Consider the following 13,298-nt stretch of genomic DNA (forward strand, 5'->3'; position numbering starts at 1 on the left):
CTCGGGCAACCCGAATGAGTTTGGGGATACTTTTATTATTTTTTCAGGTCATTACTGCTGCATATTGATCATGACGTTTTCCTGCCACAGACGAGGCAGCGTTTTGGCGCTCTTATCCCAGGCGGCCGGGTCAGCAATCGGATGGGCATTTTTGTATTCGCTGGACGGCAGAAGTTTGGCTTTTACGTCGTCAGGCAAGGTGATGTGATCGGCACGGATTGGGCGGGCATAACCCTGCGCCAGATTGATCTGACCGGCATCGGAGAAGATATATTCGCGCGCCAGTTTGGCGGCGTTCGGGTTTTTAGCGAATTTGTTGATGATAGTGGTGTAACCGGAGGTGATAGAGCCATCGGACGGAATGACGACGTCAAAACGGGTTTTATCGATTTTGTCGCGATAGCTCAGGCCGTTGAAGTCCCACACCACACCTACCTGCACCTCACCTTTTTCCAGAGAAGCGATCACCGGGTTACTCAGACTCAGACGCCCTGCTTTCGCCAGCTTACCGAAGTACTCCAGACCCGGTTTCAGGTTAGTTTCGTTACCGCCCATGGCATATGTGGCGGCGAGCACACCGTTAGCAGCCTGCGCCGCGGTGCTGACATCCCCGATAGTGACTTTGTATTTACCCTTCAGCAGTTCAGCCCAGCTGTGCGGTTCATCCTTCACCTGAGACTTGTCGATAATGAACGCAATGGTTCCGGTGTAAGCAAGTGCCCACATACCGTCTTTATCTTTCGCCCAGTCAGGCACCTGATCCCACGTCGTTGGCTTATAAGGCTGAGTGACGCCCTTCTGAACGGCGACCGGCCCGAACGCGGCACCCACGTCACCGATGTCGGCACTGGCGTTATCTTTTTCAGCGAGAAATTTGGCAATTTCCTGCGCCGAACTCATGTCAGTATCGCTGTGTTTGAGACCGTATTTGGTGCTCAGATCACTCCAGGTCCCTTTCCAGTTAGCCCAGTCATCAGGCATACCGACACTGTTTACCGTTCCTTCAGCTTGCGCTGCTTTGAGAAGTTCAGCAGGAGGCTCAGCGGCAAAAGCCGTTGAGGTGGATAATACGAGCGCGCTGGTTAACACAGAAGCGAACAACTGTTTCATAACGGAAGCTCCAGATGGTAGGGTGTGAGGTGCTGGTCTAGTCCAGCAATAACCAAGCCAATCTAACGATCAATTGTGATAATTATATGTCAGCATGAAAAAGCAGCAGTTTTAAGCTTCCAGCTGTTAGCCGACGCACATTATTTACACAAAAAAGGGTCGGATTGGTGCATAAACGCACTGAAATGAGGCTTGCTGACCAATGAGAGATCCGCAAACGACGTTGGCCGTGATCTGTAAGGCGCTGAGTGAAAGTATCGCGACGGGGGAATTTTCGGCCAAGGGAAGGCTGCCATCTGAGCGCGCGCTGAGCGAACATTTTTCAACCACCCGTATCACGCTGCGGGAAGCATTAAGTCAGCTGGAAGCAGAGGGGCTGATTTACCGTGAAGTCCGGCGCGGCTGGTTTGTCTCACCGCCACGGATTATCTACAACCCGCTGCAGCGCAGCCATTTTCATGCCATGGCGAAAGATCAGGGCCGCAGTGCGCAAACTGAAGTGATCGATGCCAGACAGTGCGCCGCAAGCGCAGCCGTGTGTCAGAAATTGCAGCTGCCGCCCGACAGCGAAGTGATATGTATCCGGCGGCTGCGTTACATCGACGGTCGCCCTGTCTTATACGTCGAACATTATCTCAATGCGCTGTATTTTCAGGGCATTCTCGACGCAGATCTCACTTCCTCGCTGACCGATCTGTATGCCTCGCGTTATGACATCCACTACGGGCGGGTTCGTTTCGAGATGGTGCCAACGCTGCTGACCGAAGAAGCCTCACGCGCGCTGAGAGTGGCCTCCGGGAGTCCGGCGTTATTTATTACGCGCACCAACCGCGATCAGCATGACCGGGTAATCGACTGCGATCTCGAGTACTGGCGCTATGATGCGTTGCACATTGATGTGGAAGTGAATTGAGCCGGGAAAACAGATAAAAAAATGCCCGTTAATTAACGGGCATTTTTACTCTCAGTCGGCGTCGTAGCCAAGATTCGGCGCCAGCCAGCGCTCCACTTCGGCGATCGGCATATTTTTACGCGCCGCATAATCTTCCACCTGGTCGCGCTGGATTTGCGCCACGGCGAAGTATTTGCTGTCCGGATGGCTGAAGTACCAGCCCGATACCGCCGCGCCCGGCCACATGGCGAAAGATTCCGTCAGTTGCATACCGGTGTTGGTTTCCACATCCAGTAATTGCCAGATCTGGCCCTTTTCCGTATGTTCAGGACAGGCCGGATAGCCTGGCGCAGGGCGAATGCCCTGATAGTTTTCGCGGATCAATTCTTCGTTACTGAGATTCTCATTGGCCGCAAAGCCCCAGTACACTTTCCGCACTTTCTCATGCAGATATTCCGCAAAGGCTTCGGCCAAACGGTCTGCCAGCGCCTTGATCATGATTTTGTTGTAGTCATCATGCTGTTTGTCGTACGCCTCGGCCAGCGCGTCTTCTTCCAGCCCGCCGGTGACCGCAAACGCGCCCATATAATCTTTCTTACCAGTGGATTTCGGGGCGACAAAGTCAGCCAGACAGTAGTTGGCGAAATCAGTTTTTTCCGTCTGCTGACGCAGATGATGGCTGACTACCAGCACGTCCTGACGGCGTTCATCGCTGTAAATCTCGATATCGTCGCCTTTGCGGTTGGCCGGAAATAAACCCACGACGCCACGCGGATTAAGCAGTTTTTCCACCGAAAGTTTATCCAGCAGATCGTTGGCATCTTTGAAGAGGCGCCTGGCTTCTTCGCCGACCACTTCATCTTCCAGAATGCGGGGATATTTACCGGCCAGAGACCAGGTCATGAAGAACGGCGTCCAGTCGATATAATTGCGCAGCGTTTCGATACTGGCTTCCACTTTCTGCACACCCAGACGGTGCGCAACCGGCGGCGTATAACTTTCCCAGTCGATAGTCGTGGCGTTATCACGCGCGACTTCCAGACTGACCGGAGGTGTACGCGGTTTTTTACGGCCATGCTGGATACGCACGGTGTCATACTCTTTGCGCGTGCGTTCAATAAATGGGCCGCGCTGTTCATCCGACAGCAACGCAGACACCACACCAACGGAGCGTGAAGCATTTTGCACATACACCGTTGGCCCGCTGTAGTTTTGCTCGATTTTCACCGCGGTGTGCGCTTTGGAGGTCGTCGCCCCGCCAATCAGCAGCGGCATGGTAAACCCGCGGCGCTCCATCTCTTTTGCCACGTTCACCATTTCATCCAGCGAAGGCGTAATCAGCCCGGAAAGACCAATAATATCGACCTTTTCTTCAATGGCGGTTTTCAGAATTTTGTCAGTAGCAACCATGACGCCGAGATCAATAATCTCGTAGTTATTACACTGCAGCACCACGCCAACGATGTTTTTGCCAATGTCATGCACATCGCCTTTCACCGTGGCCAGCAAGATTTTGCCGTTGGTTTTGCCTTTCTCTTTGCTGGCTTCGATGTATGGCTCGAGGTAAGCCACCGCCTGTTTCATCACGCGCGCAGATTTTACCACCTGTGGCAGGAACATCTTACCGGCACCAAACAAGTCCCCGACCACGTTCATGCCGTCCATCAATGGTCCTTCGATCACTTCAATCGGGCGGGCGGCCTGCTGGCGACACTCTTCCGTATCCAGTTCGATAAACTCAGTAATGCCTTTAATCAGGGAATATTCGAGACGTTTTTTGACGTCCCAGCCGCGCCATTCAGCCTGTTGTTTATTGGCTTCGCCGTCGTCTTTGTTACCACGATATTTTTCCGCCAGATCGAGCAACCGCTCAGTGCCGTCATCGCGACGGTTTAAAATCACGTCTTCCACGGCATCGCGCAGTTCAGCCGGTAAATCATCATAAATCGCTAACTGACCGGCGTTGACGATCCCCATGTCCATACCGTTCTGGATGGCGTGATAGAGGAACACAGCGTGAATAGCTTCGCGGACGTGATCATTGCCGCGGAACGAGAACGAAACGTTGGAAACACCACCGGAAATTAAGGCGTGCGGCAGTTGCGCTTTGATGTCAGCGCAGGCCTCGATGAAATCCACCGCGTAGTTGTTGTGTTCTTCGATACCGGTTGCGACGGCAAAGATGTTCGGGTCAAAAATGATGTCTTCCGGCGGGAAGCCCACTTTTTCGGTCAGTAATTTATAGGCGCGACGACAGATTTCAATTTTGCGCGAGCGGGTATCCGCCTGCCCGGTTTCATCAAACGCCATGACCACCACGGCGGCACCATAGCGGCGAACGATACGTGCATGATGCAAGAAAGCTTCCTCACCTTCTTTCATCGATATTGAGTTAACAATGCCTTTGCCCTGAATGCACTTTAGCCCCTGCTCGATAACGTTCCACTTGGAGGAGTCGATCATGATCGGTACACGGGCGATATCCGGTTCACCGGCAATCAGGTTGAGGAAGCGCACCATCGCCGCTTCGGCGTCCAGCATTCCTTCATCCATGTTGATATCGATGATTTGTGCTCCGCTTTCCACCTGCTGGCGGGCAACGGCTAACGCTTCGGCATATTTCTCTTCTTTGATCAGGCGTTTAAACCGCGCCGAGCCGGTGACATTGGTACGCTCACCGACGTTCACGAACAGTGTTTTCGGATCGATGGTCAGCGGTTCAAGCCCGGCCAGACGACAGGCTACCGGGATCTCTGGTATGACGCGTGGCGGCACGCCTTCAACGGCTTTAACCATTGCCGCAATATGCGCAGGCGTTGTGCCACAGCAGCCGCCAACGATGTTCAGGAAGCCCGAGCGCGCCCATTCGCCAATGTGCTCGGCCATTTCTTTGGCTTCAAGATCGTATTCACCGAAGGCATTCGGCAGCCCGGCGTTTGGGTGCGCCGTAACGTAGCATTCTGCGATCCGGGATAATTCGGCCACATATTCACGTAATTCGTCCGGCCCCAGTGCGCAGTTCAGGCCAAAGGTCAGCGGTTTGACATGACGCAGGGAATTGTAAAAGGCTTCAGTCGTCTGGCCTGACAAGGTGCGGCCAGAGGCATCGGTAATTGTGCCGGAGACCATGACCGGCAGCACGATGCCCAATGCTTCAAATTCTGTTTCTACTGCAAACGTGGCGGCTTTGGCGTTGAGCGTGTCAAACACGGTTTCGATCATGATCAGATCAGCGCCACCTTTGATCAGCGCGCGGGTGGATTCGCGGTAGGCTTCCACCAGTTGATCGAAAGAGACGTTACGGAATGCCGGATCGTTCACATCCGGAGAGATCGAGGCGGTACGGTTGGTCGGCCCTAAAACACCCGCAACGTAACGCGGTTTCTCCGGTGTGCGGGCGGTCCATTCATCAGCGCATAGACGCGCCAGACGGGCGGCTTCATAGTTAATTTCAGCCGACAACGACTCCATGTGGTAGTCAGCCATCGCGATAGTGGTGGAGTTGAAAGTGTTGGTTTCAAGGATATCTGCGCCAGCGGCCAGGTAGCCGTTGTGGATCTCGACGATCACTTCCGGTTTGCTCAGCACCAGAAGATCATTATTGCCTTTAAGATCGCTTTCCCAGTCGGCAAAACGCTCGCCGCGGTAATCCTCTTCTTCCAGACGATAGCTTTGGATCATGGTGCCCATGCCGCCGTCCAGAACCATTATGCGCTGTGCCAGCTGCTTATGTAGCGCTTCTACTCGATTAGTCACTTTCACCTCATCACCCATCACGCACACCCGGTAAATTGTTCATTCATACGCCGGAAATTATGGTCAACATCCTAGCATACCTTCCCGAACCAAAAGGCCGCGCCGACGTGAGACTTTTTCAATTCGGGAAGACATCCCGCAAATGCAATGCAACACATCGGATGAGCGCAAAGGCAGGTTGCGATCCATACTGTAAAAACGAAAACTAATTCCAAAAATGATTTTTCTTCGCCAACCTTTGGCGCATCTTACAAGGAACAGGCTTATGGCAACGTCCGCATCGACCCCGGCCAAACGCGCTAAAAAACCTAAAGCCGCAGCCGCATCAGGCAGCGCCGCCACCGGACAGGTTCAGTCCCTGACCCGTGGCCTTAAATTGCTGGAATATATTGCTCAGGCACAGGGCAGCGTAGCGCTCACCGATCTGGCTCAACAGGCCGGTTTACCGAATTCAACTACCCACCGTTTGCTGACCACCATGCAGCAGCAGGGGTTTGTGCGTCAGGTCGGTGATTTAGGTCTGTGGACCATCGGCTCGCACGCATTTGTGGTGGGCAGCAGCTTTCTGCAAAGCCGTAACTTGCTGGCGATGGTGCACCCGATGCTTCGCCGGCTGATGGAAGAATCCGGCGAGACCGTGAATCTGGCGGTACTGGATCACAGTGATTATCAGGCGATCATCATCGATCAGGTGCAATGTAATGCGCTAATGCGAATGTCTGCGCCGATCGGAGGAAAACTGCCGATGCACGCCTCGGGCGCGGGGAAAGCGTTTTTGTCCACATTACCGGAAGAGCGGCTGGTGAAACTGCTGCATAAAATCGGGTTGCACAGCTATACGCCGCTGACCAAAACCTCGCCGGTGAATCTGAAGCAGGAACTGACGGAAACGCGAAAGCGCGGGTATGCCTTTGATGACGAAGAGCATGCGCTGGGGCTGCGCTGTGTCGCGACCTGCATTTACGATGAGCATAACGATGCCTATGCTGCGATTTCGATTTCAGGCCCGGTCTCACGCATCACCGATGACCGTGTCACCGAACTGGGTGCGCTGGTGATCCACGCAGCAAAAGAAATTACGCAGGCATATGGCGGTGGTAAGCATTAAAAGCGAAGTTTGATCGATTTTTTCAGAATTCACATCTTTCGGTTCTGGCAATAGCCAACTACATTCACTCATATATCAGGGAGCATCATCCCCTGATATATTTTGAAACCGCTGACTTTGTTTGTACGCATATACATCTTCTACATATCCCTTTAGGATCCTTTGCTGAAGCCCCTGCCAGTAATCTGGAATAAATATATCACCATGCAGGTTTTCAAGGACTGAGCGAATTCGGGGGTCTGTACACAGGAAATATCTAAATTCCTCAGGAAAAACATCATTCTCCGCAATGCTGTACCAGGGTTCGCTGGCCAGTTCATCTTCTGGAAAACGCGGCGAAGGGATATTACGGAAATTCACTTCAGTCATATAACAGATTTCATCGTAATCATAAAACACCACGCGACCGTGGCGGGTCACACCAAAGTTTTTGAACAGCATATCGCCGGGAAAAATATTGGCTGCTGCCAGCTGTTTTATTGCGTTCCCGTATTCTTCGATCACGTCATACAGCTGCTGATCGCTGGCCTGCTCCAGATAAAGATTCAGCGGTGTCATGCGTCGTTCGATGTACAAATGCCGCAGAACAATACTGCTTCCCAGATCTTCCATTTTTGCCGGTACCTCCCGCCGTAACTCCGCCATCAGTTCCGGGCTGATGTTTTTCTTCGGCAGAATAAAGTGCTCAAACTCCTGGGTATCCGCCATGCGTCCAACGCGGTCATGTTCTTTGACCAACTGATAGCACGCCATAACCTGCGCTTCGGTGACCTCTTTTTGCGGCGCGAAACGATCTTTTATCACCTTAAAAACACGGTCGCTGCCCGGCAGGGTAAACACCAGCATCACCATGCCTTTTACGCCCGGTGCCACAATGAAAGATTCATCGGTCTGCGCCATAAAACGTAAATGCTCACGATAACACTCCGTTTTTGCGTGCTTCTGACAGCCGATGGCGCTGTAGAGCTCGGCGGTGGTTTTGGCCGGTAAAATCTCACGCAGCCATTCCACCAGCGCACCGGGCTGAGGGGCATACACCATGAAATACGAACGGGCAAAGCCGAAGACAATACTGGCATCGTTGCTGTCGGTAAGACAGGCATCGACGAATAACGCGCTCTTCTGACCCAGATGCAGGGGCAGCAATAACGGAAAAACCTGCTGCCCGATCCTGATTTTACCAATGATCCACGCGGCTTTGTTGCGGTAAAAAATCTCCGTCGCCATCTCAATCACAGCGTCAGAGAGTTGTGCCGCAGAAAAACGTTGTTGCAACGCTGTGGCGATATAATCGACATCACGCGGCGCGTTTTCCCAGGGTAAGCGCATTGGGAGATCGCCAAGCACCTTTTCAAGCGTGGTCATGAGATCACCCTGAACCGGGTATTGGCGCGCTAACGGACGCGGGCAGTTTCTCTGCGGATGAGAGGGCTGTTCACTGAAGATATAGAGTTTATCTGCGGTCAGATCGCGGTGTTTGAAAATCCGGCAATAGACTGAATTAAAGAAGCTTTCAGCAATTTCTGCCCGTGGATAGTCTGGCAACAGTTCTGAATAACAATTTTTGACTCGAATCAGAAAAGCCGCATCATAAAAATGAGGGCCAGTGATGCATTTAAGCTGGGCGACCACCAGCCCGACGTGATGATCGTAAAGATGGATACGTTGCTTCATCGCCGCCTGTACTGCGGGCCAGTCTGCCTGCTCGAATCTCTGCTGAGCACCGGCGGTCACTTCCAGAAAACGGCCATACTGCGCATCGAACCCTTGTAAAATCGTCTGAGCAATCAACAGCTCTATGCGCATCGTCTGGCTCCTGAAGGAGAAATACCCGACTTTCGCCGGGCAGAGGAAAAATCAGTGAGGTGTCGATGAGAATTGCTGCTCTTCCGTCGAACCCGTTAAAGCAGTCACCGAGGAGTGCCCACCCTGAATAATGTTGGTGACCTTATCGAAATAGCCGGTGCCCACTTCCTGCTGATGAGAAGCAAAGGTATAACCGCGACCGATGGCGGCAAACTCTGGCTCCTGCACTTTTTCAACGTAATGTTTCATGCCCTCTCCTTGCGCGTAAGCGTGGGCCAGATCGAACATGTTGAACCACATACTGTGGATACCTGCCAGCGTGATGAACTGATACTGGTAGCCCATAGCGGCAAGCTGATCCTGAAAGCTTGCGATGGTCTTATCGTCGAGATTTTTCTTCCAGTTAAACGAGGGTGAGCAGTTGTACGCTAACAGTTTGCCGGGATATTTAGCGTGGATGGCGTCAGCAAATCGCTGGGCAAGCGCCAGATCCGGCGTCGAGGTTTCGCACCAGACGATATCAGCATAAGGGGCATAAGCCAGCCCGCGGCTGATGGCCTGTTCGATTCCCGCGTTCGTACGGTAAAAACCTTCGTGCGTCCTTTCGCCAGTAATAAACTGGCTGTCATACGGGTCACAATCGGATGTCAGTAAGTCCGCCGCATCGGCATCTGTTCGTGCGACCAGTAACGTCGGAACGCCGAGCACGTCTGCCGCAAGACGCGCGGAAACTAGCTTTTGCACAGCTTCCTGAGTCGGTACCAGCACCTTGCCGCCCATGTGTCCGCATTTTTTCACCGCTGCAAGTTGGTCTTCGAAGTGCACCGCCGCTGCGCCTGCTTCGATCATGGATTTCATCAGTTCAAAGGCATTCAATACACCGCCAAACCCGGCTTCAGCATCAGCGACAATCGGCAGGAAGTAATCTGTGTAACCTGGCTGCCCCGGTTCAATGTTATTCGACCACTGAATCTGATCGGCGCGGCGGAAGGTATTGTTAATGCGGGCCACGACTTCCGGGACGGAATTCACCGGATACAATGACTGATCGGGGTACATGCTGGATGCAGTATTGGCATCCGCAGCGACCTGCCAGCCGGAGAGATAGATGGCTTCGATACCGGCTTTTGCCTGCTGCAATGCCTGACCGCCGGTCAGCGCGCCCAGACAGTTCACATACCTTTTGCGTGATGATCCGTGCAATAACCTCCATAAACGGGCTGCACCATGCTGTGCCAGCGTGCACTCGGGGTTAACGGAGCCACGCAGACTGATCACTTCAGCGGCGGTATACGGACGGGTAATGCCTTTCCAGCGTGGCTGGTTCCAGGTTTCTTCTAGCTGCTGAATTTGCTGAGTACGGGTTGTTTTCATGGCAAATGCTCCGGTCTTTTTTTATAGGTAGGGTAAGAATGATCAGGCCAGCAGCTGATAGCCCGGCAGGGTCAGGAAGTCGATAAGCTCATCCTGTGTAGTGATTTTTTCCATCAAAGCGGCAGCCTGCGTGAAGCGGCCAGCGCTGAAACGTTGTTCTCCCAGCTCATGCTGGATCACCAGCATTTCTTCATTTAGCATGCGGCGGAACAAGGGCTTGGTCACCAGCTGGCCATCGCTGAGCGTTTTGCCATGATGGATCCACTGCCAGATGGAGGTGCGGGAGATTTCTGCGGTCGCCGCGTCTTCCATCAGCCCGTAAATCGGCACGCAACCGTTGCCGGAAATCCAGGCTTCGATGTACTGAATCGCCACTCGGATATTGGCGCGCATGCCCTCTTCGGTACGCTCGCCGGAGCAGGGTTCAAGTAACTGCTGAGCGGTGATTTCCTCATCCTCTTCGCGCATGACATCAAGCTGATGAGTACGCGAACCGAGTGCTTTATCGAAGACTTCCAATACTGTGTCGGCCAGCCCAGGATGCGCGATCCACGTGCCGTCATGGCCGTTTTTCGCCTCAAGCTCTTTATCGGTTCTGACTTTATTGAGCACCAGTTCATTACGCTGGACATCTTTGCTGGGGATAAATGCCGCCATACCGCCCATTGCAAAGGCACCGCGACGGTGGCAGGTCTTGATCAGCAGCCGTGAGTAGGCGCTGAGGAAAGGCTGGGTCATGGTGACCGACTGACGATCGGGTAAAACGCGATCACTATGATTTTTGAGCGTTTTAATATAGCTGAAGATGTAATCCCAACGGCCACAATTAAGCCCGACAATATGATCTCGCAGGTGGTACAGGATTTCGTCCATCTGGAAAACAGCGGGCAACGTCTCAATTAGTACAGTGGCTTTGATTGTGCCGCGCGGTAAATCTGCGTAGTCCTCGGCAAAGCTGAAGACCTGACTCCACCAGTCAGCTTCATGATAAGACTGCATTTTTGGCAGATAAAAATAGGGGCCGCTGTCTTTGGCGAGCAAGGCGCGATAGTTGTGGAAAAAGTACAAAGCGAAATCGAACAATGAACCGGGGATCGCTTCGCCCTGCCATGTTACATGCTTCTCTGGCAGATGCAGACCGCGAACGCGGCATATCAGCACCGCTGGATCGGGCTTGAGCTGATAAATTTTACCGGATTCATTGGTGTAACTGATGGTGCCATTTACCGCATCCCGCAAATTGATCTGCCCTTCAATGACCTTCTGCCAGTCAGGAGCCAGCGAATCTTCGAAGTCAGCCATAAAAACTTTCACATTGGCATTGAGCGCGTTAATCACCATTTTTCGCTCAACAGGTCCGGTAATTTCAACGCGACGATCTAATAAATCCGTTGGGATGTTACGTATTTTCCACTCTGATTTTTTAATGGAATCTGTTTCCGAAATAAAATCAGGAAATTCTCCCTGGTCAACTTTCTGCTGTACAGCGATGCGGTCTGCCAACAACCGGTTACGCGATGGCGTGAAATGCACAACCAGCTCTGACAAAAAATCGACGGCTTCTTCCGTCAGAATAAGGGTTTCATGCTCACCAAAATGGCGTGAAAAGCCAAGCTGACTGCGGGTAATTTGCTCTGACATCGCTATTCTCCTGATTTATCTGCTTAATCTGCCAGACCACCTCACTGAGCAGATACTATTACGGTAGGAAATAAACCAGTCTCATCAGCCAATCTCTGTGACGATTTCTTTCTGGTTATTTATCACCCGATAGACTTAAGCGTAATCAGGAATCACATAAAATCAAAAACGATTTCCATTTTATTTTTACTTTTTAAATCTCTTCTTCTTAATCAAAAAGATAGAGATGAAAATAATTATTCTGAAATGAGAATTAATTTCGAAAATTGGAGAAATTGTTGAGAGGGTGTATCGAAAAATGTGGGTGATAGCGGGGAAGGAGTAAATCCGGCAGACGATCAGGCGTGATCGTCTGCCGGATCTTTAAGTCTGTTATTCCAGGGTTGGATTCATCTGGCGAAGATCAAATGGTGTGATCTGATAGACGTAGTAGTTCAGCCAGTTTGTAAAGAGCAAATGGCCGTGGCTACGCCAGGTCGCCTTTGGTGATAACTCGGCATTATCTTGGGGGAAATAGTTGTAAGGCATGTCGGGAGATAGCCCTGCTGCGACATCTCGGAGATATTCACCGGCCAGGGTACCTGCATCATACTCTGGATGCCCGGTGACGAAGGCCATTCGCTTATCTTTAGTCGCAAAAAGATAAGCCCCCGCTTCTTCCGATTCAGCAAAAATATCCAGATCCGTGTACTGACGCAGGACATCCGCCGGAAAATCTGCATAGCGGGAGTGCGGTGCCAGGAAAGTTTCATCAAATCCGCGGGTTAGCAATGCAACGGGTTGCAGCGTCTGATGTGGATAAACGCCTGACAGCTTGGTTTCGCGCGTCATTTTTGGAATGTCATACAACACGTTTAAAGCCGCCTGAACCGCCCAGCATACAAACAGCGTCGAAGTAACGTGCTCCTTTGCCCAGTGGATAACACGCTCTATCTCAGGCCAGTAGGCGACATCGCAGAAATCGACAAGCCCGAGAGGTGCTCCGGTGACAATCAGACCGTCATAGTTGTCATGCTGGATATCTTCGAAATCACAGTAGAAGTTATCGAGATGCTCAGCTGGCGTATTTTTTGATTCGCGGTTATCGATTCGGAGAAGCTGTACATCAATTTGCAGAGGAGAGTTAGAAAGCAGCCGCAAAAACTGATTTTCGGTCTCAATTTTCTTTGGCATCAGGTTGAGTACCAGCACTTTCAAAGGTCTGATTTCCTGAGTTTTTGCGCGCGATGAGGTCATCACAAAGACATTCTCATTGCGCAGGAAATTCACGGCTGGTAACTCATCTGGAACCCGGATCGGCATAGCAACTTCCTCACTGCATCCATTTATACGTTTAGACTTCTAGACAGCCGAAGATAGCGGACTTTAGCAGTAATGTCGAGCCTGCAAGCAGTAAGTGAAAATGTTTCAGCTTCGGTTATTTATTTAGACGTTCGGGATATATAGAGAGAGATATTAAGGGAATTAAGCGATAAAGCTTTGGGCACATAAGCCGTGAATTTGAACAGAAAACGTTCCGGAAGGTAAACAGAACCACCTATTCTCTCCGTCGTTCACCCAAATCCCAAACAGCAAAAAGCCCTGTACGTCAGTACAGGGCTTTCCACTTGT

Annotated in this window: 8 protein-coding genes; 2 read left to right on the forward strand and 6 right to left on the reverse strand. The window is 51.8% G+C overall.

All coding sequences use genetic code 11. The annotated features are described in order from the left end of the window. Positions 1 to 51: 51 nt before the first annotated feature. Positions 52 to 1,110, reverse strand: coding sequence for an ABC transporter substrate-binding protein (locus TU92_RS17520; protein WP_112168469.1), 1,059 nt, complete (start codon positions 1,108 to 1,110; stop codon positions 52 to 54). A gap of 202 nt (positions 1,111 to 1,312) precedes the next feature. Here TU92_RS17520 and TU92_RS17525 point away from each other — a divergent pair, with 202 nt between their 5' ends. Next, entirely contained in the window at positions 1,313 to 2,023 is a 711-nt protein-coding gene (locus TU92_RS17525; protein ID WP_112168470.1) for a UTRA domain-containing protein, read from the forward strand. 51 nt (positions 2,024 to 2,074) lie between these two features. Here the strand turns inward: TU92_RS17525 and metH are convergent, their stop codons facing one another. Next, the gene (gene metH, locus TU92_RS17530) at positions 2,075 to 5,776 is read right to left on the reverse strand and encodes a methionine synthase (RefSeq protein WP_112168471.1); all 3,702 of its coding nucleotides are present in this window, start codon (positions 5,774 to 5,776) and stop codon (positions 2,075 to 2,077) included. Between the two features lie 247 nt (positions 5,777 to 6,023). Here metH and iclR point away from each other — a divergent pair, with 247 nt between their 5' ends. Continuing rightward, on the forward strand, positions 6,024 to 6,866 hold the full coding sequence (gene iclR, locus TU92_RS17535; protein WP_112168472.1) for a glyoxylate bypass operon transcriptional repressor IclR: 843 nt from the start codon (positions 6,024 to 6,026) through the stop codon (positions 6,864 to 6,866). A gap of 75 nt (positions 6,867 to 6,941) precedes the next feature. On the opposite strand, the gene aceK is transcribed toward iclR, so the two are convergent. The 4 genes from aceK to metA all read right to left on the reverse strand — a co-directional run bounded on the left by aceK (position 6,942) and on the right by metA (position 12,989). Then, positions 6,942 to 8,672: a bifunctional isocitrate dehydrogenase kinase/phosphatase gene (aceK, locus tag TU92_RS17540; protein WP_112168473.1), complete on the reverse strand. Its 1,731-nt coding sequence runs from the start codon at positions 8,670 to 8,672 to the stop codon at positions 6,942 to 6,944. 51 nt (positions 8,673 to 8,723) lie between these two features. After that, entirely contained in the window at positions 8,724 to 10,046 is a 1,323-nt protein-coding gene (aceA, locus tag TU92_RS17545; protein ID WP_112168474.1) for an isocitrate lyase, read from the reverse strand. A gap of 42 nt (positions 10,047 to 10,088) precedes the next feature. Continuing rightward, on the reverse strand, positions 10,089 to 11,687 hold the full coding sequence (gene aceB / locus TU92_RS17550) for a malate synthase A (RefSeq protein WP_112168475.1): 1,599 nt from the start codon (positions 11,685 to 11,687) through the stop codon (positions 10,089 to 10,091). Positions 11,688 to 12,059: 372 nt separating this feature from the next. After that, positions 12,060 to 12,989, reverse strand: coding sequence for a homoserine O-acetyltransferase MetA (gene metA / locus TU92_RS17555; protein WP_112168476.1), 930 nt, complete (start codon positions 12,987 to 12,989; stop codon positions 12,060 to 12,062). Positions 12,990 to 13,298: the final 309 nt, after the last annotated feature.

Origin of the sequence: Rahnella inusitata (assembly GCF_003263515.1) — a bacterium.
GTDB lineage: Bacteria > Pseudomonadota > Gammaproteobacteria > Enterobacterales > Enterobacteriaceae > Rahnella > Rahnella inusitata.